This window comes from Roseivivax halotolerans (genome assembly GCF_900115815.1).
GTDB lineage: Bacteria > Pseudomonadota > Alphaproteobacteria > Rhodobacterales > Rhodobacteraceae > Roseivivax > Roseivivax halotolerans.
In genome coordinates this window covers 62,444-85,354 of the sequence record NZ_FOXV01000003.1, presented here as the reverse complement: position 1 = coordinate 85,354, position 22,911 = coordinate 62,444, and the positions used below count along the sequence as shown (strand labels likewise).

The window sequence follows — 22,911 nt, the reverse complement described above, 5'->3', positions numbered from 1 at the left end:
GCCGTTTTTCTGTGTGCGCTCAGAGCTTCTTGGTGAAGAACACCCGGTCGAACCCGTCCATCTTCGCGCGGTGCGTCTCCTCGAAGCCGAGGCGTGGGTAATAGGTCAGGTTCCGTGTCATCGCGGCGTTGGTGTAGAGCTTGAGCTCGCGCGCCCCGTTCTGCCTCGCCCAATCCTCGGCGGCGGCGACAAGCCGGGTGCCGGTGCCGCTGCCTTGCACGCCGGGCAGGACCGCCAGCGTGTCGAGCCAGATCTCGCGGCCACGTATTTCGAGGATGGCAACGCCGGTGATCTCTGCCTTCTCGGCGAGGATGACGCGTCCCGCACGGATCGCGGTGGCATATTCCGCATCCATAGGCGCGGGTCGCTTGCCGATGATCTCCGCATAAGGCGCGAAGGCCGCGCGAACGATCTTCTCGAGCCTGTCCAGATCTTTGATCCGAGCGCTCCGCAGACGCGCCACGGCGCTATTCTCCGAGGTCGACCGTGGCGCTGTAGCGCTCGGGGTAGCGGTCGGCCTTGGCGGCACCGCGTTGCCCTTCGGGTCGATCCTTGCCAGCCGTGGAATCTCGGCGGGTCTGGAATTCAAGCTCGGCATTCACCTCCGCGCCGAGAAGGATGATGAAGGCCGAAAGCCACATCCATGTCAGCAGGATGATGACGCCGCCCAACGCCCCATAGGCTTCGTTGTAGGTTGCGAAGTTCTGCGCGTAGACCGAGAAGCCCATCGTTCCCAGCATCCAGAGCAGCGTTGCCAGCACCGAGCCGGGAAGGATCCACCGCCATTTCGCCGCGCGCCGAGAGGGCGCATACCGGTAGAGAAACGACAGCCCGCCAACCGACATGATGGCGAGGAGGATGAACTGCGCGGCCAGGACGAGAAATTCGACGTTCTGCGAGACGCCGACGAACGCCAGCGCCGCAGGCGTGCCGATCATCATCGCGAGCGAGACGAGCACGCCGAAGATCAGAACGGCGGTCAGAACGTAGGCGGTGAGGTTGAGACGCACGAAACCGCGCCGTTCCTTCTCTCCGTAGGCGACGTTAATCCCGGCCATCAGGGTCTTCACACCGCGCGTGGCGCCGTAGATCGCGAGAAGAAGCGACAGGATCGACAGAAGCCCCGTCGTGCCATCCGAGCCGCCCGTGACCTGCACGACCTGATCCTGGATGATCGTCGCCGCGTTTTCGGGCAGGAGCGCGGCGAGCTCATCGAGCTCGGCTGCGACATCTTCCGGGTTGAGGGCATACCCTGCCACAAGGATCAGCGCCGTGACCGCGGGAAAGATCGCGAGCAGTCCGAAGAACGCGACACCGGCCGCGATGACGAGGACATTGTCGTCAATCACGTCGGTATAGACGCGCTTCAGCATGTGCCAGATCCCGCCCACCGGAATTTGCATCGGGGTCTCAGCATCCTTGCCGGGATGATGCGCCATAGTCCAACCTCTTGTCTTTGCTTGGATAGTATAGCCCCGATGCCACGCTGTGCCAGTTTCCGCCGATAGAATGAAAAAGGCCCCAGCGTCACGTCTCGCCGGGGCCCAGGGATCGACGAGTCGGAGGGAACCGAAGACGCCGAATGAAAATCCTCGTGGCCGAAGCCACGTGGAGATTAATGTCCGACTATTTTTGTCAGGTCAATCTGTTTTCTCATCGGGTGCCGATTTTTCCGCAAGCTTCGCCGCGTTCCAGAGCGCGTCCATCTCCGCAAGATCGCTGTCCTCGGGCCGTTTGCCGCGCGCCTCGAGACCTGCCTCGATAAAGCCGAAGCGCCGCTCGAACTTCGCGTTGGCCGCTCTGAGCGCCTCTTCGGGGTCGATCTGAAGGTGCCGGGCAAGATTGGCGACAACGAAAAGAAGGTCGCCGAATTCCTCTGCCTGGTGCGCGGGATCGGTCGCCTCGCGAAGCTCCTGCGCCTCCTCCACGACCTTGTCGATAACCTCGTCCGTCGCCGGCCAGTCGAACCCCACGCGCGCGGCGCGGTTCTGAAGCTTCACCGCGCGGGTGAGCGCGGGCAGACCCTTGGCGACGCCGCCGAGAACGCCGGTCTCGGCTTTCTCAGCGCGTTCTGCCGCTTTCACCGCTTCCCAGTCCTGCACCTGTTGCTCCGCGCTCTTGGCGTTCGATTCGGAGCCGAAGACGTGGGGATGACGCGCGAGCATCTTGTCGGCGATGGCTTTGGCGACGTCGTCGAAGTCGAACAACCCGCGCTCCGAGGCGATCTGCGCGTGAAAGACCGACTGGAAGAGCAGATCGCCCAGCTCGCCGCGCAGCTCGTCCCAGGCTTCGCGTTCGATGGCGTCGGCCACTTCGTAGGCTTCCTCGATCGTGTAAGGCGCGATCGTCGCGAAGGTCTGCTCCACGTCCCAGGGGCAGCCATGTTCGGGGTCGCGCAGCGCGCGCATGATCGCCAGAAGGCGGGGCATTCCGCCGTGCGGATCGCGGATCAGTGGGTCGTCCATTGCTCTCGGCCTCGCGATGGGGTTCTGTCCTTTGGATGGCGGAAGCCCGCAAAGGAGTCCAGCAATGCCCCCCGTGAACCGTATCGCCGAATTTGCCCCCGACATGGCCGCGTGGAGGCAGCACCTGCATGCGCATCCCGAACTGTCCTTCGACTGCTTCGAGACCGCCGCTTTCGTCGCCGCGCGCCTGCGCGAATTCGGCGTCGACGAGATCCATGAGGGCATCGCGAAAACGGGCGTCGTCGCCGTGATCGAAGGGACGGGGCCGGGGCCGGTCACGGGGCTGCGGGCCGATATGGACGCGCTGCCCATGACCGAAGAGACCGGGGCCGCCCATGCCTCGACCGTGCCGGGCAAGATGCATGCCTGCGGCCATGACGGGCACACGGCGATGCTTCTCGGAGCGGCCCGGTATCTGGCCGAAACACGCAATTTCGCGGGCCGTGTCGTCCTGCTCTTCCAGCCCGCCGAGGAGGGCGGCGGTGGCGGCGGCGTCATGGTCGAGGAAGGCGTCATGGACCGCTTCGGCATCGAGGAGGTCTACGCGATCCATACCGATCCCTCGAGCGCGGAGGGTCGTTTCTCGACCCGGACCGGCCCGATCATGGCGGCCGTCGACGATTTCACGATCACTCTGACCGGCAAGGGCGGACACGCCGCGCGGCCGCACGGCACGCTCGATCCGATCCCGGCGGCGATGGGGCTCGGTCTGCAGATGCAGACGATCGCGTCGCGCAACACCGATCCGATGGCTCAGATCGTCGTTTCGATCACGCAGATCCATGCGGGTTCGGCGATGAACGTGATCCCCGAGAAGGCGGTGATCTGCGGCACCGTCCGCACCTTCGACAGCGCCGTGCGCGACATGGCCGAGCGGCGCATCCGTACGCTTGCCGAAGCGGCGGCGATGGGATCGGAGCTCTCGCTCGAGATCGATTACGACCGGTCCTATCCGCCGACGGTCAATCATGCCGACCAGGTCGCCTTCGCGGTGGACGTGGCACGCGAGATCGCGGGCGGGGCGGGTGTCGACGACGATACCGCGCCGGTGATGGGCGCGGAGGATTTTTCCTACATGCTGGAGGCGCGGCCGGGGGCCTATGTGAAGCTCGGGCAGGGGATCGGGCATGGGGTGCATCACCCGAAATTCGATTTCAACGATGCGGTCGCGCCGCTGGGCGCATCCTTCTTCGTGCGCCTCGTTGAAGCCCGCCACGGCCGCGCGGCCTGACGCAGGACGAGACGCCCAAAGAGGAGAACGGCATGGCCCTTGAAGACGCAAAGACACAGATCGACCACGCGGTGACGCGGACGGACCCGCGCGGGCTGACCTACGAGAATGCCTTCGGCGGCGCGCCCTCGTTCCTGCGACGGCTCTACTCCAAGGATCTGACGGGCTTCGACATCGCGGTGACTGGCATCCCTTTCGACCAGGCGGTGACCAACCGGCCGGGCTGCCGCTTCGGTCCGCGCGCGATCCGGGAGGCCTCGAGCCTGCAGCCTTTCGATCCGCCCTATGGCTGGGACGGGTTCGATCCGCTGACGGAGTTCGCCATTGCCGATTACGGAGACATGCCGTTCGACTATGCCAAGACGCAGGACGTGCCCGCCGCGATCGAGGCGCATATCGGCGGTATCCTCGGCGAAGGCGTCGCGGCGATCACTCTGGGCGGCGATCATTTCGTGACGCTGCCGATCCTGCGCGCCCATGCGGCGCGGCACGGGCCGGTCTCTCTCATCCAGTTCGACGCGCATTCGGACAGTTGGGTCGATGATGATCCCGATCGCATCGATCACGGCACTTTCGTCTACAAGGCGGTCAAGGAAGGGCTGATCGATCCGGGCCATTCCGTCGCCGTGGGCATCCGCACCACCAATCCCGACACGATGGGCGTCAACATCCTCGATGCGCGCTTCGTCCATGAGAACGGCCCCGCAGTGACCGCTGCCCGGATCCGCGAAATGGTCGGCGACCGCCCCGCTTATGTCACCTTCGACATCGATTGCCTCGATCCGGCTTTCGCGCCCGGCACCGGGACGCCTGTCTGGGGCGGGCTCAGCTCCGGGCAGGCCGCGATCTGCCTGCGGGATCTTGCCGGTTTGAACGTCATCGGCGGCGATGTGGTTGAGGTCTCGCCACCCTACGATACGTCTGGATCAACCGCGGTCGCGGGCGCGCATGTCGCGATGGAGCTCATTTGCCTCTGGGGGTGGACCCGCAGGGGCGTATAGCGCGTTCCCCGGCCAGACACAGACGGAGTGGCCTTTCGTGCTGAAATATATCTTGATCCTTCTCATCCTCGCCGCAATCGGCGGGGCCGTGTTCATCCGGTTCGCACCGTCCGACCCCGAGGTCTGGCACGTCGATCCGCAAGTGAGCGCAGATCAGGACCTGGCGCAGGGCGTGCGCCGGCGTATCCCGGGCGGCGAAGAGCGCATGGCCGAGCTTGACAGGATCATCCTGTCGACGCCCCGGACCGAGCTTCTGGCCGGCAGCGTCGAGGAGGGTCGGATTACCTATATCACGCGGTCCAAGTGGATGGGCTTCCCCGATTACACCACGATCCAGCAAGACGGTGACGTGATCGAGCTCTATGCGCGGCTCCGCTTCGGCCAATCAGATATGGGGGTCAACAAGGCGCGCGTCGAAGGCTGGCTGAACGAACTCGGGCCGCAGGGATAAATCGCTCGACAGGCACCCTTCACTGATCTCGCGCCACATCGGGTTGTTGAGCGACATCTGGCACTGCGCGAGGAAGTCGCGTCCGTCCACGCTTAGGCAGATCACCTCGCCCAGCTCCACCCGGTCGCCTTCGCTGTCCGTGCAGTAGCAGGGGATCGTGCGCCCGGAAGGTCCGGTCACATCGGCCAGAGCCGGGCCGCCGAGGGCGGCCAGAAAAAGCGCCGCGCGGATCATTCCAGTAGGATGCGGCGCTTCGGCCATTCGATCAAGATTTATTGCCTCTCGGCCGGGCACACGCCTCTGCCCTCAGCGCAGGCGGGCTTGACCCTGGCGAGCCGATACGCAAACACGCAAAGCATGATCCCCGAAGACCGCCTCAGACAGATCACCGACCGGTTCGAATATCTCGAGGCGCGCATGGCCGAGGGAGGCGGCGACATCGCCGCGCTGGGGCGTGAATATGCCGAGCTGAAGCCTGTGGTCGATGCCATCGCTCAATGGCGGGCGCTCGAGGCGGGGATCGCCGAAGCCCAAGCGATGCTTGACGATGCCGAGATGGCTGAACTCGCCGAGGCGGAGCTGACCGAGCTCGAGGCGCGCAAGCCTGCCGTCGAGGAGGCCTTGCAGATCGCGCTTCTGCCCAAGGACGCCGCCGATGCGCGGCCCGCCATCCTCGAGATCCGGCCCGGCACCGGAGGCGAGGAGGCGGCACTCTTCGCCGGTGATCTCTTGCGGATGTATCAGCGCTACGCCGAGGCGCGCGGCTGGCGGTTCGAATCCATCGAAGAGCAATTGACCGAGCTTGGCGGCGTAAAGGAAGTCGTCGCCCGGATCGAAGGCCAGGATGTCTTCGCGCGGCTCAAATTCGAATCCGGCGTGCATCGCGTGCAGCGCGTGCCGGCGACAGAGAGCGGCGGGCGGATCCATACCTCCGCCGCCACGGTCGCGGTTCTGCCCGAGGCGGCTGACGTGGATATTGCCATCGATCCGAACGAGATCCGGATCGACACGATGCGCGCGTCCGGGGCAGGGGGGCAGCACGTCAACACCACCGACAGCGCCGTCAGGATCACGCATATTCCGACCGGGATCGTGGTGACCTCGTCCGAGAAATCCCAGCACCGCAACCGCGAGATCGCCTTGCAGGTCCTTCGCACGCGGCTCTTCGATGCCGAGCGGCAGAAAGCAGCCTCGGAACGTTCCGATCTGCGGCGCGCGCAGGTGGGCTCGGGTGATCGGTCCGAACGCATTCGCACCTACAATTTCCCGCAAGGACGGCTGACCGACCACCGGATCAACCTCACGCTCTACAAGCTCGATCAGGTCATGGCCGGAGATCTCGACGAGGTGACGGATGCGCTCATCCAGGACGCGCAGGCGACGCTTCTGGCGGAGATGGGCGCATGACCGGGGCGGAGCTTCTGGCAGAGGCGACGCGCGCGCTCAGTGCAGCGGACATTCCCGATCCCGGCCGCGATGCGCGGCGGCTTCTGGCGCATGTTCTGAAGGTGCCGCCCGTCCGGCTGACGCTGTTTCTGCCTGAACCGGTCGATCCCGAACTGACGGTCATCTACAGGGTCATGGTGGAGCGGCGCTGCGAAAACGTTCCGATCTCGCAACTGACCGGACGGCGGATGTTCTACGGGCGGGAATTCCTTGTCACGCGCGATGTGCTCGACCCGCGCCCCGAAACGGAAATCCTCGTGGAGGCGGCGCTTGGCGGGCCGGTCACGCGCTTTCTCGACCTCGGCACGGGCTCGGGCTGCATTGCGCTGAGCCTTGCCGCCGAGGTGCCCGAGGCGACGGGGATCGCCACGGATCTCTCGCTCGATGCGATCGAGGTGGCGTTCTGGAACCGCAACGCCTTGGGGCTGACGGATCGGGTCGCTTTTCTGGAAGGCTCCTGGTTCGCGCCGCTTGCAGCAGATCAGCGCTTCGATCTCATCGTCTCCAACCCGCCTTACATTTCCGCGGCCGAGATGGCGGGGCTCGCGCCGGATGTGCGGGATCACGAGCCGCGCATGGCGCTCAGCGATGACGGCGACGGGCTCACGGCTTACCGCGCGATTGCAAGCGGCGCGGCGCGGCATCTTGTGCCGGGCGGTCGGCTTCTTCTGGAAATCGGCTGGTCGCAGGGCGATGCCGTGCGCGCGCTTCTGCACGACGCCGGCCTCTCGGGCATAGAGGTTCTGCCCGATCTCGATGGGCGCGACCGGGTCGTCGCCGCGCGCCTTTGACGGCGGGAAACTGCGTTTTCCACAAGGGAATGTGGCTGAAAGGCGCTTTTTCGGGTGAGAACCGGCATTTTTTGGCAATCTCCCCTTGTTAAAGCGCAGGTCACATGTTTACTCATTCATCAGTCGGGCATCGGCTTTGACGGAATTTCCGTCGCGCCCGACGATTAAGCCAGACAAAAAGGTGATCCAGCCAGGCAGGCGTCCAAGACGCCGGAGGATCACGAACCACAGTCGGATACAGGACTGACCTGAGTTATGAGATCATCGAAATCACGGTCCCGGTCGAAGAACAATCGCAACCGGAACTCGATGGGGAACGTCGTCAACCGCGTCTTTGACTCGAGCGGTCCCGACGGCAAGGTGCGTGGCACGCCCCAGCAGATCATCGACAAGTACACCCAGCTGGCGCGTGACGCGCAGCTTGGCAATGACCGCGTCGCCTTCGAGAACTTCCAGCAGCACGCCGAGCATTACCAGCGGATGCTGAGCGAGGCTCAGCGCGAGCAGGAGCAGAAGCGCGAACAGCAGGAACGCGAGAACCGCGAACGCCAGTCCCAGCGGGACCGCGAGCGGAATGAGCGCGAGGGCGACGACCAGAATACAGGCCAGGACGGAAGCGACCAGCAGGACGGCGACCAGCGCGGCAAGAGCGAAGAGAGTGCGCAGGACAATCAGTCCGGCCAGAACGATCAGCCGCGCAATGACCCGCCCCGCAAGAAGCGCGGCAAGCCTCAGAACCAGAAAAACGATCAGGGCCAGGACAACCAGGCTCCGCAATCGAGCGACAGCGACGGGTTCTCCGAAGCCGTGGATTTCGGCGGAGGAAACGACGATTCGCACCTCGTAGAGACGCCGGAAAGCGCCGAGAAGCCCAAGGCGCGCCGCGCCTCCAAGCCGCGCAAGAAAGCGGCTGAAGCCGATACTGTCAGCGCCGAAGAGCAACCTGCATCGGACACTGCCGACAACGGGTAAGCCCGGCGGATGCTTTGACAGGAGGACCGGGCTCGGAAAGCCCGGTCTTTTTTATTGTCGAGCCGCCTGAACGCTGCGGGCGAGAGCGCAGAACGCTTCGAGCGAAATCTGCTCGGCCCGGTCGGTCGGGGCGATTCCAGCCTCTTCCAGGAGCGTCTCGATATCGGGATGCAGGCCCTTGAGGCTCGCCCGCAGCATCTTGCGCCGTTGGTTGAAGGCCCGCGCGACCACCTCTTCGAGGATCTTCGGATCCGCTGGAAAGCGCGGCTCGGGCAGGGCGGTCAGGTGCACCACGGCGGAAGAGACTTTCGGCGGCGGTGTGAAGGCCCCCGGCGACAAGGTCATCACGATCCGAGCCTCGGCGCGCCACTGCGCCAGGATCGCCAGCCGCCCGTAGGTCTTGGAGCCGGGCGCGGCGACGATCCGCTCGGCCACTTCCTTCTGGAACATCAGCGTGAGGCTTTGCCAGAAGGGCGGCCAGGCTTGCGGCGTCAGCCAGCGAACCAGAAGCTCGGTGCCGACATTGTAGGGTAGATTCGCAGCGACCGCGACGGGCGGGGTCAGATGCTCCAGCGGATCGACCTCCAGTGCATCGCCCTCGATGATACTCAGGCGGCCGGGATAGGCGGCGGCGATCTCCTCCAGAGCCGGAATGCAGCGCCGATCCTTCTCGATGGCCAGAACGCGGCGCGCGCCTTCTGCCAGAAGACCGCGCGTCAGACCGCCGGGGCCGGGTCCGATCTCTAGGATGTCCAGCTCCGGCAGCGGGCCGGCCGCCCGCGCGATCCGGGCGGTCAGGTTGAGATCTAGCAGAAAGTTCTGACCGAGCGATTTGCGCGCGCGCAGATCATGCGCCGCGATCACGTCCCGCAAGGGTGGCAGATCGTCGATGCCGCTCATCCCCGCGCCTGCGCCATGCGCCAGGCAAGCCGCAGCGCTTCGATCGTCGAGCTGGGATTGGCGACGCCTTTTCCGGCGATGTCGAGCGCGGTGCCGTGATCGGGTGATGTGCGGACGAAGGGCAGGCCAAGGGTGACGTTCACGCCCCGGTCGAAATCCAGCGTCTTGATCGGGATGAGCGCCTGGTCGTGATACATCGCGATTGCGGCGTCATAGCGGGCGCGCGCGGCGGCGTGGAACATCGTGTCGGCTGAAAGCGGCCCCGCGATATCCAGTCCTTCGGCGCGCAAACGGTCCAGAACCGGGGCGATTACCTCGATCTCCTCACGTCCCATCTTGCCGCCTTCACCCGCATGCGGGTTGAGACCCGCGACGGCGAGGCGCGGCGCGGAAATGCCGAAATCGCGGACAAGACCGGCATGTGTGATGCGGATACGCGTGTCGAGCAGCTCTGGCGTCAGAGCGGCCGGCACCTCCGCCAGGGGAATGTGGATCGTCGCGGGTACGACGCGCAGCTGGTCGGAGGCGAGCATCATCACGACCTCCGGGCTGTCCGAGAGATAGCCCAGGAACTCCGTGTGACCGGGAAAGGCGAAGCCTGCGCCATCCGACAAAGCCTGCTTGTGTATCGGCAGCGTGCACAGCGCGGAGGCCTTGCCACTGGCAACGAGCGAGACGCCGCGTTCGATGGCGGCGACCACACCCTTGGCCTGTGCCGCTTGCGGCGTGCCCGGCACGCGCGGCCCGTCCATGTCGAGTGGCAGGACCGGCAGACCCGTCCGCGCCGCCTCGGCCGCATCCCGCGGCTGCGCGATTTCGACGAAGGGTGTGCCCTCGGGAAGGTGGTGCGGGGCGCCGATCAGGAAGAACGGAACGTCGCTGCCCAGGACTTCCCAGGCTGCGACGGCAAGTTCCGGGCCGATCCCCGCGGGCTCGCCACAGGTCAGCGCAATCGGGGGCAGGCTCATTGCTGGACGATGTAGGCGTCGGCCCTGAGCTGCGCGAGATAACCTTCGGCCAGCGCGTTGAGGCGGCGGTTGCGAAGGCCGAGCACGAGCTGCTCGCGGTCGCTATCCTCGTTCACCGCGCGGGTGCGCCCGCAGAGCATCAGCACCATGAGGTTGCCCGAGCGCGTCAGCGCGGTCGACACTTCGCCCCGGTCGAGCTTGGAAAGCTCGAAGGCGATATCGGTCGGCAATTCGGACGGCGGCAGGCTCTCGCGCTGGAGTCGCGAGGCGGGCTGACCCTTTGCGATACCGTAGAGATCGTCACAGCGGTCGGTCTCCGCGTCGATCACCCGCGCGCGCGCCAGGTTCTCCGGCGTCCGGCCGCCGGGCAGGTAATAGGCTGCATATTCAACGGCGGCATAGTCCGGTGCGGTATAGCCCGTCTCCTCGATACCGCGCAGCTGGAAGAGCGCGATGGCGTTGGGGATGGGCAGCGGGTCCGACACCTCGCCGGGCGCGAGACCGAGCACGATGGAGCGCAGCTGCGGCGGCAGCTCCGAGAGGTTCTGCCAGGGCAGGCGGCCGCCGTTCTGGCGCGTGGGCGTGGCGGAAAACTGCCGCGCGAACGAGGAGAATTCGCCTTCGGATTGCGACTGCGCGATGCGCGCGGCGCGCGCACGGACGGCCTCTTCCTGTCCCGGCGGTGCGGGAATGATGATCTCCGACAGGAGCACACGCACGTTCGATCCGTCCGCGCCGCTTGATGAGGCGCGGTCAAGATCGTCCTCGGACACGTTGGACTGCCCGGCAAAGCGCTGCTGCACGAGGATCCGCCAGGACAGCCCCGCGCGGACGAAGTCGCGGAAAGTCTCTTCCTCGACACCGGCCTGGGCGAGGGCCTGGATGAATTCCTCGCGGCTGAGATTGGCACGACCGGCAAATTCGGACATGCCTTCGAGCACGTCCTCCTCCGAGGGGGTAACACCGGCACGGGCAGCGGCCTGCAAGCGCAGGCGGTCGTCGATCAGGGCCTCGCGCGCCTGTTCCTCGGTGTTGCCGGGGGCGTTCAGAACCTCCAGCATCCGGGCGCGTTGCTGGATCTCGTAATTGGTGATGACCGCGTCGTTCACCCGGATCGCCGGGGCAAAGAGGTTCTGCGCCGCCGCCGGGGCCGCCGAGAAGGCGACCGTCGCGGCCAGAAGGGTGGCCCCCAGCATGGGTTTCAGGGCGGACTTCAGAAGGTCGAGCATGTGCGACGGTACTCCTTGGCGCTGCCGCCAGTGCTGAAACCCTTCAGCGAGACGACAAGGCCGAAATCTGTGGACGGTTCAAGGTTAGTGGATGAAGCGAAGCGGCGCGAGACCGAAAGCTCCGCCGAGACGCATTCGTTCTGCCAGGTGACGCCAAGACCCGCGCGATCCGACCGGTTGTCGCTGAGATCGTAGCGCCAATAGCCATCTGCGGACCAGGCGCGCGTGAAATCGTAGGCCGCATCGAGGGTCCATTCGGACTGGGGGTCGTCCCGGTTCTCGGCGGCATCGGCTTTGAGCAGGAGATAGGACGCCCCAAGCTCGAGCCGACGCGTCTCCCAGTCGATCCGGGCTTCGGCCTTGGAGAAATCCGCGGCATCGAAATCGAGAAGCCCGCGCCCAGAGATACGGAAGCCGCCCGCCGTCGCGAAATGCGTGGCGATCAAGAGATCGGATTCCGCCTCGCTCAGGCCAGAGGACTTTGTGACGGCCGGATCGGCGTCATCGCGCCAGACCTGGCCGAGCGTGAGGCCCGCATCCCAGCCGATGGGATCCTGGTGATGCCAGCGCACACCGAGCGCGGTGACGCGGCCCCGCTCGCGCCGGTCCGTCGAGGGAAAGCGCGAGATCGACAGAAGGTTGCCCTCGTCGAATTCCTGCCGTGTGCTTTCATCGGCGGCGGTCGTCGGACGCTCGCCGCCGGACCAGGCAATTTGCGCGAGAGGTTCGATCAGGGTTCGGGCGCCGCCCCGGCCACGCCGGATGAAGGGCCAGCGCAACTCGAGCGCGGCAGCGGGTGTCAGGACGTCAGCCTGCGGCTCCGAGGTCGCGTCCTGCGCGATCCGGATCGCATCGCCGGAGACCTGACCCAGAAGGCCGGCCCGTATGCCGCCGGGAAGGGTATAGCGATCGCGCCAGGACGCGGTCACCGAGAACTGGGCGACATCGCGTCCGTCCACGACGTTGTCCTCGTCGGGCCCATCGATGTCGAGATCAGAGGGCCGGTAATGCCCGTGAGCATCGGCGTTGAGCCGGAACTCGCCCGGCACGCGGGGCAGGAAGATGCGCTGCTCGTAGGTCATGTCGAGGATCGTCGAGGGGCGCGTCTCGGTCGTGTCTTCGTCCCGCAGCGTCTCGTAGACGCTGGTCGAGGCGGAGAACGCCGTGTTCCGGTCATATCGGCTGATCTCGGCGAAGTTCTTGAGGCGGTCGGCGGAGGAATAGCCGTAGACGTCGAGATAGGCATCGTCGCTCACGCTCTGGAAGCCGAAGTCGAGCTTGAAATTGCGCGGCAGGTCGAACGAGCCTTCGACAAACACATAGCTGCGCAGATCGTCGATCAGGCTGTCCCGGCTGACGGCTGTATTCACCACGATATCGCCATAGGTGAAGGCCCGCCGATAGCGCAGCTCGAGCGTTCGGCTCTCGGTCGTCAGGTACGGCGAGACGGTGACGTCCTGATGGGCTCCGATGGGAATGAAATACGGCAGTTTCGCCCCGAACCCCAGAAGCGAGGACGTGCGGACCTCGGGCGGCAGGAAGCCGCGCGCGCGGTCGAGCGTCGGATCGGGGATGCGAAGACGCGGGAAGTAGAAGACCGGCACGTCGAGCACGCGGAACACCGCATTGTCGAAATAGATCTGCCGCTCCTCCTCGTCGTGGACAACGCGGTCCGCGCGGATGGACCAGAGCGGCGCCTGGTTGCGCCCGCAGACCTGGCACGAGGTCACCACGACGCGGCTCAGCTGGGTATAGCGCCCGCCCAGCCTGCGTGCCTCCACGGCGGCCAGCTGAAGCTGTTCGTCGAGCACGATCCGCGCGCCTGCGAGGATGCCGTTCTCGAAGCCTTCATCCAGCGTTGCCGACGTCGCGGTCAGGACATCGCCATTGGGCTCGGTGATCCGAATCGGTCCTTCGATAGACAGCGTGCCATTGGCGTCGTCATAGACGACGCGGGAGGCGTTCAGACGGCGCCCGTCATAGATTGCCTCGACATTGCCTTGCGCGACGAGCACGTCTTCGCTTTCGACATAGACCATGTCCGCGACAAGGAGCGCCGGGTCGACGCCCTGCGCTGTCGCAGAGACGGGCCAGAGCAAGGCCAGCATGCCTATCAGCCAGCGCATCATCCGTCCTCCCGCTGCAACAAGAGCCCCATCGCCAATATGAGCGATGCGGCTGGTGGCACCCATGCCGCGACCAGCGGAGAAAGCTGACCGCTCTCTCCGAGGATTTGCGCGAAATTACGGATGTAGAAGAGGCCGAAACCGATCAGGACCGCCGACATCACCGCGATACCGGTCCGCGCGAGCCGCGCATGTTCCATCGTGAAAGCCGCACCCACGAGAACGAGGGCGACAAGGAAGAGGGGGCGGGCGAGCTCCATCTGCAGCCAGACGACATGCCGGCGCGCCGAGAACCCGGCGCGGTCAAGGTCGGAGATAAAGGCCGGCAGCGCCCAAATGGAGATCGCCGAGGGTTGGCCGAACCGGTCGCGGATGCGCTCGCGGGTGAGGCTCGACGGGATTTCCAGCTCCGACAGCATTTCGGAATTGGCTTCGGAATTGATCTCGCGGCCAAGCGGCCATGCCTTGATATCGCGTAGATGCCATGCGCCGTCGGTCAGTTCGGCCTCCTGCGCGAGCAGTCGGCGGGTCGGGCCGACCTCGTTCTGATAGCGCAGGAAGGAGACGTCATAGAGCACGGTCGCATCGGCGTTGGATCGCGCCGCGCGGATGACAGTCTGGCCCCGCGCGTCGCCCTGCCTGAGCCAGAGACCCTCGGCGCCGATCGAGATCACGTTCTGCTGGCCGTCCTCGTAGAGTTCGCGCAGCTCGCTGAAGCGCTGTGACGTCGCCGCGACGATCGGATTGAGGACGGCGACCGAGATGAGCCCCACCACGAGAGCAACGAGGATCGGCCCGGCAAGCGCAACGAGCCCCGAACGCCCCGATGCGCGCGTCACAACGAGTTCCGAGGATCGGGCGAGCGCCAGGAACAGCGCCACCGAGGAGAGGATCATCACAAGCGGCAGCATTTCATAGAGCGAGGCTGGCGCGTTCAGGAGGGTCAGATGCGCGAGCCCTCCGAAAGAGACATCCTCGTCGTCGAAGCGGCGGATCTGCTCGACGAAATCGAGCACGTATACGAAGGCCGCGACACCGCCGAGGATCGACAGGAAGGTGACGAGAAAGCGCCGCGCGAAATAGACATGCAGCTTCATGCCGGGGCCTCCGCGCGCCTGTGCCTCGGTTTTCGTGTGCGCGAGGCTTTGTGCAAAAGGTATGCGACCATCCCGAAGCCGACGAGGCTCGGCACGAAGATCGTCGTCGCAGCGCCGACGCTCGCCTCGGCGCCTCCGGCGACCGCGCTTTCGAAGAAATAGACGACGACCACCAGCCCGACCGCCATGAACATTTGCCGCGCGACCCCGAAGCGCGAAAACTCGCCTGTCAGGAGCGCCGAGAAGCCCAGCAGGGCACCGACCATCGCGAGAAGCGGCTGCTGCACGCGCTGGTATAGCGCAACAAGGAGCTCGGCGGGCCGCTCACCCGTGCGCTCCATCACGCCTGAGAAATTGCTGAGCATCGCCCAGGACGATGTGGATTCGAGCCGCTGCCGGCCGAGCCCCGATTCCTCGATCAAGCTGGAAACGGAATAGGTCAGATCCGCGAAAGTCGTTGTGGACAGCGTGTCGGTTTCAAGATCAAGCGTCTGTGCAAGACCGCGTACCATGACAAGGTTGGCCGGCTCGTTGCCATTGCCGATCACGAAGGCACGATCGGCGGTATAGGTCACTTCGCGGCCTGCCTGGCGGCGGTCGGACAGGAATACATCGCGCAGCTCTCCGTCCGGGGTGATCTCCCGGATGTAGAACGTCACGCCCGAGGCGGGGCTCAGGAACACGCCTTCCCGCAAGAGCCGCGCCGAGGCGGCGTTTGAAATCTCCGCTTCGCGAAGGCGCAGCTGCTCGAGGCTCTGCGGCACGAGGACATGGGTGAGGATCAACATCATGAAGGCGACGAGGCAGCCGAAGACGGCGACCGGCCGCGCCAGCCGCCATGGCGAATAGCCCATCGACTGCACGACGGTCATCTCCGAGTCCGAGATCAGGCGCTGTGTGAGGTAGAGTGCCGCGACGAAGGCGGCGAGCGGCAGAACGCGGACAATCGTGGATGGCAGGGAGAGGGCGGTGAATTCGAGAACGACGTTGGCGCTATGGCCCTCGGAGACGAGTTGCTCGAACAGGATGACCGCCTGGTTGACCCAATAGACTGAAACCAGGACCAGCGCGAAAAAGCCGAACAGTACCATCAATCGAGACAGGATGTATCTGTCGAATCTCGCCACCGATCCCCCCAGACCGTCTCTTGGTTTCGCGCGACCCTAGCCGATTGGTTCGGGGCGGGAAAGGTGCCTCTGGTCAAGTCGGGCCCCGCTCGCTACCTCTGGGCGAAAGCTGAAAGACAGGAGCCGAGCATGACCGATCTGCGCGAGATCACCGTACGCGATACCGACCTTGAGGCACTGAAGGAGGCGGAGGGGCGCATCACGGTTTTCGTGACCCCCGAGGGCAAGATGAGCCAGGGCGCGCGGCGTCTCAATCGCCTGACCAAGGGAGCGATCGCGCGGGCCGTCGAGAGCGCGGCGTTCGAGAAGGTCAAGGTGTCGGGCCTGATGACGCTTGCCTGGCCGGCGGGCCTCAAGGCCGAGGCCGTCGATATTGTCAAGCTGGCTCGCAAGCCCACCATCGAGGATGCGCGCAAGGCAGGCGCTGGGCTTGCCAAGGCGGGCCGGACCGGGATGCTCCTTCTGGCGGAAGGCACCGCCCGTGCGGAAGACGTCGCGCTTGGCCTTGCGTTGCGCTCCTATGCCTTCACTGACCACAAATCCGACAAGGGCGACGCGTTCGGCGACGTGACCGTGATGGTCTCCAAACCGGATGAGGTGCGCCCGCGCCTCGAGACCGCGCGCGCCGTGGCCGAGGGCGTCGTCTTCACCCGCGATCTGGTCTCCGAGCCCGCCAACGTGCTGACGACGACGGAATTCGCCGCGCGGCTCGAGGCGCTGCGCGATCTCGGGCTCGAGGTGGAGGTCATCGAGGAAGATCGCATGCATGAGCTTGGCATGGGCGCATATCTGTCCGTGAGCCAGGGCTCCGAAAGCCCCGCCAAGCTTGTTGTCATGCGCTGGAAGGGCGGCGCCGAGGGTGACGCCCCGCTCGCTCTCGTGGGGAAGGGCGTCGTCTTCGATACGGGCGGCATTTCCCTCAAGCCGGCCGCGGGCATGGAGGAGATGACGATGGACATGGGCGGCGCCGGCGTCGTCGCGGGCGTGATGAAGGCGCTCGCGCTACGGAAGGCCAAGGCGAATGTCACAGGGCTCGTCGGAATTGTTGAGAACATGCCCGACGGTCGCGCGTCGCGCCCCGGTGACATCGTGAAATCGATGAAGGGCGACACGATAGAGATCATCAATACCGATGGGGAAGGCCGGCTCGTGCTGGCGGATGTGCTCTGGTACGCGCAGGAGCACGAAAACCCCGCGGCGATGGTGGATCTCGCCACGCTGACCGGGGCCTGCATCATCGCGCTCGGCCATGAGAACGCGGCATATTTCTCGACCGACGATGCGTTCGGCGCGGATTTCGCGAAGGCGGCGAAGACGGAAGGAGAGGGTGTCTGGCCGCTGCCCTTCGGCGCAGGGTATGCCAAGCAGATCGAGACGCCCCTTGCGGATATCAAGAACACCGGCGGGCGGCCCGCGGGCACGATCACCGCGGCGGAGTTCCTCAAGGTGTTCGTCAAGGACGAGATGCCTTGGATCCATATCGATATCGCGGGCGTCGCGCGCGTGTCCTCGGAGACGACGCTGGCACCGAAGGGTGCCACCGGTTGGGGCGTGATGGCGCTCAACCGGCTTGTCGCGGACCGCTACGAGAGCTGAGAGCGTTGGGCGCGGCCTATTTCTATCACCTGACCCGGCGACCGCTGGAGGAGACCTTGCCGATGCTGATCGGCAAGGCGCGTCAGGCGGGCTGGCGCGTGGCCGTGCGCGGCCGGGACAGCGCACGCATGGACTGGCTCGATCAGAAATTGTGGCTGGGCCCCGAGGATGGGTTTCTGCCGCATGGGCGGGCAGGGGGCGCACATGATGCGCGCCAGCCGGTTCTTCTCACGACCGGGCCGCAGGCGGCGAACGATCCGGCCTGCGTGATGACGATCGACGGTGCTGAAGTGTCGGCGGAGGAAGTTGCCGCGCTGGAGCGGACATGTGTGCTTTTCGACGGTAACGATCCCGCGGCGGTGCAGACGGCACGGGTGCAGTGGAAAGCGCTCACTGACGAGGGCTGTGCGGCGCAGTACTGGTCCGAGGAATCGGGACGCTGGGAAAAGAAGGCCGAGCGGTAGAATGCTGCGAATTTTAACTAATATTCTTGGAATCCACATTCTTAATTAAGAATGTGGACCTAGACCTACCTTTCGAGAACCAGCTCATCATCGGCAATCTCGATCCGGCCGAAGCGCTGAAGGTAGCTCATGCCCAATAACGACTGGTTAAGCGCCCCCTCGTTCACATAAGCCCGAACGCCGCGATCCTCGAATGGACCCAATGCCACGCGGTCCAGCGTCACCGGCGCCGTACGTACCGTGCCGTTCGCGGTCTCCGCACTCTGCGTGAATTGCAGATCGGCCGCCTCCAGGCCCACGCGTTCCGCATCGCGCTGGCTCAGAACCGTGCCGGTCGCTCCGGTATCCACGAGAAAGGACACCGGCACGCCATTCACGTCGAGCCGAGCGTGGTAATGGCCGTCCGCCTGCCGTGGCAGGACGATCCGCCCGCTCTCGGACATGACCTGCTGTTGAGGCGCGACCGTGCCGCGAATGTCGTCCCAGAGGCCCACCACGGCGATGACGCCCAGGAAAATGAAAACCCAGGCCGCGAGCGCCTTCACTTTCTGGCCGAGATTCGCGCGGTCCTGCACGAAAAACCAGAAGACGAGCACCGCGCCGAGAAGCGCCAGATAGGCGAATTGTCCGTAATCCATCGAGTCCATGAGGCTGAGATAGGCGTTCGCCCGGCTTGCGAAAAGATCAGACCGGCGGTGTTCCGAACCCGAAGGCCAGCAGCCCGTCCGCAACGAATTGCACGGAGAGCGCGGCAAGGAGCAGGCCGAGAAGCCGCGTCACCACGGTGATGCCGATCTTGCCGAGCGCCCGCTCGATCACGCCCGACAACAACAGCAGTACGAGCGCGATGGCGAGAACCCCGAACATCACGCCAAGCACCGTGACGAGCTCGGTCGTATCGCCCGCCCGGCTGACCAGCAGGATGACCGAAGTGATCGCGCCGGGACCGGCCAGAAGCGGGATCGCCATCGGGAAGACCGAGGGATCGGGCACATCGTCCTCGGCTTCCTCGGCGGTGGCGTCGCGGCGTTTGGTGCGGCGTTCGAACAGCATGTCGAGGGCGGTCAAGAACAGCAGCAGCCCGCCCGCGATGCGGAAGGCGGGCATGGTGATGCCGACAAAGCTCAGAACAGCCTCGCCCGCGAAGGCGAAGAGACACAGGATCGACGCGGCGATCAGGCAGGATCGAATGGCGACCGCGCGGCGAGTCTTCCGGCTCATACCGCGCGTGACGGCGATGAAGACGGGGGTCGTTCCGATCGGGTCGATGACGACGAACAGCGTCGTGAAGGCAGAGAGGGCGAGCGCGAGATCCATGCCCGCCGCATAAGCCTGCAACGCCTGTCAGGCAAGGCCGCGCCGTCAGACGTTTTGCGCGCTGTCGAGCTTTTCCTGTGCCGCGACCCACAGCGCTTCGGCGCGGCTCAAGCCATCCATCACCTCGGCGTATTTGCGATTCCACGTCGCGAGTTCGCCCGCGCGGGCACTCTCGTAGAGATCGGGATCGGCGAGCTTCGCGGCGAGTTTCTCGCGCATCTCCTCGATCTTCTCGACGCGCGCCTCGCATTTCCGCACTTCGGAGCGGAGCGCCAGGATCTCGTCGCGCGAAGGTTTGGCAGCCACGGGCTTTGCCTTGGCCGCCGTCTTCTCGGCCGGCTTGTCCTGCCCAAGAAGCATCTTGCGATAGCTCTCGAGATCGCCGTCATAAGGTTTCACGGTGCCGCCTCCGACGAGCCAGAGCCGATCCGCGACCAGACCCAGAAGGTGCATGTCGTGGCTCACGAGGATCACTGCGCCGGTATAGGCGTTGAGCGCCTCGATCAGCGCTTCCCGGCTCTCGATGTCGAGGTGGTTCGTCGGTTCGTCGAGGATCAGCATGTGCGGTGCATCGAGCGTCGCCAGCAAGAGTGAAAGCCGTGCTTTCTGCCCGCCTGACAGCCGTCCGACCTCGGTGTCGGCCTGCGCCGCCTGCAGACCGAAGCCCGCAAGCCGCGCGCGCAGCTTGGCCGGGGCCTCGGCGGGTCTCTCGCGCGCCAGATGCGCCAGCGGCGTCTCATCGAGGTGCAGCTCGTCGACCTGATGCTGCGCGAAATAGCCGACCCGCAGCTTCGAGGCGCGGGTCATCTTGCCGCTGAAAAGTGGCAGGCGATCCGACAGAAGTTTCGACAGGGTCGATTTGCCCTCGCCGTTCCGCCCCAGAAGCGCGATCCGGTCGTCCTGGTCGATCCTGAGATCGAGCCGGGACAGGATCGTCGTCTCGCCATAGCCGGTCGAGCCGCCTTCCATGTTGATGATCGGCGGGGAAAGCTCCTCGGGCTCGGGGAAGGAAAAGACGCGCCGCTCGGCATCCTCGGGAAGGCTGATCGATTCCATTTTCTCGATCATCTTGATGCGCGACTGCGCCTGCCGCGCCTTGTCGGCCTTGTAGCGGAAACGGTCCACATAGGATTTCAGATGCGCGCGCCGCGCCTCCTGCTTTTTCGCGGCAGCGGCAAGATGCGCGCGTTTCTCGGCGCGCTGGCGCGCGAACTGGTCATAGGACCCCTGGTAGAAGGTGAGCGTCTTCTCTGACAGATGCAGGATGCTACCGACCGCGCGGTTCAACAGCCCTCGGTCGTGGCTGATGATGATGACCGTGTGCGGATAGCGCGCAAGGTAGCTCTCGAGCCAGAGCGCGCCCTCGAGGTCGAGATAGTTTGTCGGCTCGTCGAGAAGCAGAAGATCGGGCGCGGAAAACAGAACTCCCGCGAGCGCCACGCGCATCCTCCAGCCGCCCGAGAAAGCCCGGCACGGCATCGCCTGCGCCTCTTCGTCGAAGCCGAGCCCCTTGAGGATCGTCGCGGCCCGCGCCTCGGCGGACCAGGCGTCGATATCGGCAAGGCGCGTCTGCACCTCGGCGATGCGCGTCCCGTCGGTTGCCGTCTCGGCCTCTGCCATCAGCGAGGCGCGTTCGGCATCGGCGGCAAGCACGGTCTCGATGAGCGAGGCCTCGCTCGCAGGCGCTTCCTGCGCGACGCCGCCGATCCGGGCACCGCGCGGCAGTTCGATGTCGCCGCCATCGAGCGCGAGTTCGCCGCGGATCAGCCGGAACAGGGTCGTCTTGCCGGTGCCGTTCGCACCGACCAGGCCCACCTTGTGCCCGGCGGGGATCGTCGCGGTCGCGCCTTCGAATAGCGGGCGGCCTTCCATCGAGAAGGAGAGGTTCGAGATCGTCAACATGAGCTGCGCTCTAGCAGAGGGGGCGCGGCACCGAAAGACGGCTTCGCGCGAGTGAGGTTTGCAACCACTTCCCTGCATGGTATGCGCAGCGCGACCACAGAATCCCGGAAGGCATGCGGCCCTCCGGACAGAACCAAGAGAGGCCAAGATGGCAACCGAACGCACCCTGTCGATCATCAAACCCGACGCGACCAAGCGGAACCTTACCGGCAAGATCAATGCCAAGTTCGAGGAAGCGGGCCTGCGCATCGTCGCGCAGAAGCGTATCCAGCTTTCCAAGGCGCAGGCCGGTGCCTTCTATGCCGTCCACAAGGAGCGCCCCTTCTACGACGAGCTGTGCGAATTCATGGCCTCCGCGCCGGTCGTGGTGCAGGTGCTCGAAGGCGATAATGCCATCGCGAAGAACCGCGAAGTGATGGGTGCGACCAACCCGGCCGACGCTGATGCCGGCACGATCCGCGCAGAATTCGCAGAGAGCGTCGGTGAAAACTCCGTCCACGGCTCGGACGCGCCCGATACGGCGAAAGAAGAAATCAGCTTCTTCTTCTCGGGTCTCGAGATCGTCGGCTGAACAAGCTTCCGAGGGACAGGAAATGGGAAAGGGGCGCCTTGCGGGGCGCCCCTTTCTCTTTGTCGTGGCTGCGCCGGTCAGTTGACCGTTTTCATGCCTGCAGGTCCGTGCCGCTCTTCAAGATGGGCGCGCAAAAGCCGCGCATTGCGGGTGTTGGACTTGTAGCCGACGTCGAGGATGTCACCTGCCAGCGGCACAAGCCCGACGAGCCAGTCGACACCGACATTCGCGCCCATGCGCACGAGTAGGTGCGATGGCGCACCGACACGGTGTGCAGTCGAGATAATGTACGCGGCAGGCGCGACCGCTGCTGTGTCGCCGAGACCCGGGATCAGACCGACGATCGAATCCCAGCCGAACCTGATGCGCGTGCCGGGAATGCGGAAGGCTCGGTCCATTCGGTTGGCCCAACGTTCCACCTTCTCCAGCGCGCGGAAGTCACTCTCTCGGCTCATACGGAGCGGGGGCCCGTCCGTGCGATGATCCAGACGGCGTGCACGATGCCTGGGATGTAGCCCAGAAGCGTCAGAAGAATATTGATCCAGAAATGCTTGCCGAGGCCCACCTGCAGGAAGACGCCGAGCGGCGGGAGGATGATTGCGAGAATGATGCGGACAAGGTCCATGTCGAACTCCGGATAATGGCTGCGTTTGGGAATTAACGTCGCTTGCACAGTGCCAGTTCCGCGCTACCGCTGCGTTCGGGCGGGCCGTACCCCGATCCGGTCGAGCGCCTCTGCCAGCGCGTCGGGCAGTCCCGAGCCGCTGCCCCGCCGCTCGGCCTTGAGCCTGTCGAACTCTATCCGAAGTGCCTCTTTCTCCGCCCCTTTGCAATCATTCCAGGGCCGTCCCTGCAGCGCCATGACAAGCACGTAGTAGCCGATGAAATGCGGGCGGATCCCGGCCTCGATCATCCGGCCGTAAGCTTCATGCGCCCCGATTGCCCGCAAGGTTTCCGCATCATGGATGCCCGCGCGGGCGCAGTCCCGCTCGACGGCGGGGCCGAGATTGCGGATGGAGGAAATGGCGGTCATGGCGCAGCTGCCCTCGCGTGTCGTCCAATGATCTTGCCCCGGCGCAGTGCCCGCGACAATTCCCTTGCCTCACTCCTTCGCGAGCGCTAAGCCCGCCCCATGAACACGGCGCGCATCACCATCATCTGTTGCATTATCCGCTGATCCACCGGCGGGCCGTCTTTCGTTCGACTTCCAAAACGAAGCTGCTAGAGCCCGCCTCCGAGAGGACGCCCGAGGTTTGA

Annotated in this window: 25 protein-coding genes; 9 read left to right on the top strand and 16 right to left on the bottom strand. The window is 65.2% G+C overall.

Annotated features, from left to right (window positions below; translation table 11 throughout):
* Positions 1–19: 19 nt before the first annotated feature.
* From BM171_RS05405 to mazG, 3 genes are all read right to left on the bottom strand, one after another.
* Positions 20–463, bottom strand: a complete 444-nt coding sequence (locus BM171_RS05405; protein ID WP_175497495.1) for a GNAT family N-acetyltransferase — start codon at positions 461–463, stop codon at positions 20–22.
* A 4-nt stretch (positions 464–467) separates the two neighbouring features.
* Positions 468–1,439, bottom strand: coding sequence for a YihY/virulence factor BrkB family protein (locus BM171_RS05400; protein WP_093009817.1), 972 nt, complete (start codon positions 1,437–1,439; stop codon positions 468–470).
* Between the two features lie 201 nt (positions 1,440–1,640).
* Complete coding sequence (gene mazG, locus BM171_RS05395) at positions 1,641–2,465, bottom strand: nucleoside triphosphate pyrophosphohydrolase (protein ID WP_093009816.1); 825 nt, start codon at positions 2,463–2,465, stop codon at positions 1,641–1,643.
* Between the two features lie 64 nt (positions 2,466–2,529).
* Here mazG and BM171_RS05390 point away from each other — a divergent pair, with 64 nt between their 5' ends.
* The 3 genes from BM171_RS05390 to BM171_RS05380 are packed head-to-tail and all read left to right on the top strand — an operon-like array spanning position 2,530 to position 5,148.
* Complete coding sequence (locus BM171_RS05390) at positions 2,530–3,696, top strand: M20 aminoacylase family protein (protein WP_093009815.1); 1,167 nt, start codon at positions 2,530–2,532, stop codon at positions 3,694–3,696.
* Between the two features lie 32 nt (positions 3,697–3,728).
* Positions 3,729–4,697: an agmatinase gene (speB, locus tag BM171_RS05385; RefSeq protein WP_093009814.1), complete on the top strand. Its 969-nt coding sequence runs from the start codon at positions 3,729–3,731 to the stop codon at positions 4,695–4,697.
* 40 nt (positions 4,698–4,737) lie between these two features.
* Positions 4,738–5,148 (top strand): DUF1499 domain-containing protein, encoded by a 411-nt coding sequence (locus BM171_RS05380; protein WP_172975059.1) that lies wholly within the window; start codon positions 4,738–4,740, stop codon positions 5,146–5,148.
* On the opposite strand, the gene BM171_RS05375 is transcribed toward BM171_RS05380, so the two are convergent.
* Positions 5,083–5,409 carry a hypothetical protein gene (locus BM171_RS05375; protein WP_425438939.1) on the bottom strand — a complete coding sequence of 109 codons (327 nt, stop codon included), beginning with the start codon at positions 5,407–5,409 and terminating at the stop codon, positions 5,083–5,085. The genes BM171_RS05380 and BM171_RS05375 overlap by 66 nt on opposite strands.
* 96 nt (positions 5,410–5,505) lie before the next feature.
* Between BM171_RS05375 and prfA the strand changes: the two genes are divergently transcribed.
* The 3 genes from prfA (at position 5,506) to BM171_RS05360 (ending at position 8,357) form a co-directional block, all read left to right on the top strand.
* A complete protein-coding gene (gene prfA / locus BM171_RS05370) occupies positions 5,506–6,555 on the top strand; it encodes a peptide chain release factor 1 (RefSeq protein WP_093010100.1) in 1,050 nt (349 codons plus the stop codon).
* The gene (gene prmC, locus BM171_RS05365; protein WP_093009812.1) at positions 6,552–7,385 is read left to right on the top strand and encodes a peptide chain release factor N(5)-glutamine methyltransferase; all 834 of its coding nucleotides are present in this window, start codon (positions 6,552–6,554) and stop codon (positions 7,383–7,385) included. The genes prfA and prmC overlap by 4 nt, the downstream gene beginning before the upstream one ends.
* A gap of 255 nt (positions 7,386–7,640) precedes the next feature.
* A complete protein-coding gene (locus BM171_RS05360) occupies positions 7,641–8,357 on the top strand; it encodes a DUF4167 domain-containing protein (protein WP_093009811.1) in 717 nt (238 codons plus the stop codon).
* 51 nt (positions 8,358–8,408) lie between these two features.
* Here the strand turns inward: BM171_RS05360 and rsmA are convergent, their stop codons facing one another.
* From rsmA to lptF, 6 genes are read right to left on the bottom strand one after another with little or no spacing between them, the layout of a single operon-like run.
* Positions 8,409–9,257 (bottom strand): 16S rRNA (adenine(1518)-N(6)/adenine(1519)-N(6))-dimethyltransferase RsmA, encoded by an 849-nt coding sequence (gene rsmA / locus BM171_RS05355; RefSeq protein ID WP_093009810.1) that lies wholly within the window; start codon positions 9,255–9,257, stop codon positions 8,409–8,411.
* Positions 9,254–10,225 (bottom strand): 4-hydroxythreonine-4-phosphate dehydrogenase PdxA, encoded by a 972-nt coding sequence (gene pdxA, locus BM171_RS05350; protein WP_093009809.1) that lies wholly within the window; start codon positions 10,223–10,225, stop codon positions 9,254–9,256. The genes rsmA and pdxA overlap by 4 nt, the downstream gene beginning before the upstream one ends.
* Positions 10,222–11,454, bottom strand: coding sequence for a peptidylprolyl isomerase (locus BM171_RS05345; protein ID WP_093009808.1), 1,233 nt, complete (start codon positions 11,452–11,454; stop codon positions 10,222–10,224). The genes pdxA and BM171_RS05345 overlap by 4 nt, the downstream gene beginning before the upstream one ends.
* The gene (locus tag BM171_RS05340; RefSeq protein WP_175497494.1) at positions 11,439–13,580 is read right to left on the bottom strand and encodes an LPS-assembly protein LptD; all 2,142 of its coding nucleotides are present in this window, start codon (positions 13,578–13,580) and stop codon (positions 11,439–11,441) included. The genes BM171_RS05345 and BM171_RS05340 overlap by 16 nt, the downstream gene beginning before the upstream one ends.
* The gene (lptG, locus tag BM171_RS05335; protein WP_093009806.1) at positions 13,580–14,677 is read right to left on the bottom strand and encodes an LPS export ABC transporter permease LptG; all 1,098 of its coding nucleotides are present in this window, start codon (positions 14,675–14,677) and stop codon (positions 13,580–13,582) included. Before lptG ends, BM171_RS05340 begins: the two co-directional genes overlap by 1 nt.
* Positions 14,674–15,804, bottom strand: a complete 1,131-nt coding sequence (gene lptF, locus BM171_RS05330; protein ID WP_093009805.1) for an LPS export ABC transporter permease LptF — start codon at positions 15,802–15,804, stop codon at positions 14,674–14,676. Before lptF ends, lptG begins: the two co-directional genes overlap by 4 nt.
* A gap of 129 nt (positions 15,805–15,933) precedes the next feature.
* Here lptF and BM171_RS05325 point away from each other — a divergent pair, with 129 nt between their 5' ends.
* Positions 15,934–17,400 (top strand): leucyl aminopeptidase, encoded by a 1,467-nt coding sequence (locus BM171_RS05325; protein ID WP_093009804.1) that lies wholly within the window; start codon positions 15,934–15,936, stop codon positions 17,398–17,400.
* Between the two features lie 5 nt (positions 17,401–17,405).
* Positions 17,406–17,864 (top strand): DNA polymerase III subunit chi, encoded by a 459-nt coding sequence (locus BM171_RS05320; protein ID WP_093009803.1) that lies wholly within the window; start codon positions 17,406–17,408, stop codon positions 17,862–17,864.
* Positions 17,865–17,929: 65 nt separating this feature from the next.
* Here BM171_RS05320 and BM171_RS05315 read toward each other — a convergent pair whose 3' ends face one another.
* Genes BM171_RS05315 through BM171_RS05305 form a run of 3 tightly spaced genes read right to left on the bottom strand, consistent with a single transcriptional unit; the run spans position 17,930 to position 21,083 of the window.
* On the bottom strand, positions 17,930–18,511 hold the full coding sequence (locus tag BM171_RS05315; protein WP_093009802.1) for a retropepsin-like aspartic protease family protein: 582 nt from the start codon (positions 18,509–18,511) through the stop codon (positions 17,930–17,932).
* Positions 18,512–18,548: 37 nt separating this feature from the next.
* Positions 18,549–19,181 (bottom strand): MarC family protein, encoded by a 633-nt coding sequence (locus tag BM171_RS05310; protein WP_093009801.1) that lies wholly within the window; start codon positions 19,179–19,181, stop codon positions 18,549–18,551.
* A 45-nt stretch (positions 19,182–19,226) separates the two neighbouring features.
* Positions 19,227–21,083, bottom strand: a complete 1,857-nt coding sequence (locus tag BM171_RS05305; RefSeq protein WP_093009800.1) for an ABC-F family ATP-binding cassette domain-containing protein — start codon at positions 21,081–21,083, stop codon at positions 19,227–19,229.
* A 148-nt stretch (positions 21,084–21,231) separates the two neighbouring features.
* Here BM171_RS05305 and ndk point away from each other — a divergent pair, with 148 nt between their 5' ends.
* A complete protein-coding gene (gene ndk, locus BM171_RS05300) occupies positions 21,232–21,654 on the top strand; it encodes a nucleoside-diphosphate kinase (RefSeq protein WP_093009799.1) in 423 nt (140 codons plus the stop codon).
* Positions 21,655–21,731: 77 nt separating this feature from the next.
* On the opposite strand, the gene BM171_RS05295 is transcribed toward ndk, so the two are convergent.
* From BM171_RS05295 to BM171_RS05285, 3 genes are all read right to left on the bottom strand, one after another.
* A complete protein-coding gene (locus tag BM171_RS05295; RefSeq protein ID WP_093009798.1) occupies positions 21,732–22,109 on the bottom strand; it encodes a DUF4112 domain-containing protein in 378 nt (125 codons plus the stop codon).
* Entirely contained in the window at positions 22,106–22,279 is a 174-nt protein-coding gene (locus BM171_RS05290; RefSeq protein ID WP_093009797.1) for a YqaE/Pmp3 family membrane protein, read from the bottom strand. The genes BM171_RS05295 and BM171_RS05290 overlap by 4 nt, the downstream gene beginning before the upstream one ends.
* A gap of 63 nt (positions 22,280–22,342) precedes the next feature.
* Positions 22,343–22,687 carry a TfoX/Sxy family protein gene (locus BM171_RS05285; RefSeq protein ID WP_093009796.1) on the bottom strand — a complete coding sequence of 115 codons (345 nt, stop codon included), beginning with the start codon at positions 22,685–22,687 and terminating at the stop codon, positions 22,343–22,345.
* Positions 22,688–22,911: the final 224 nt, after the last annotated feature.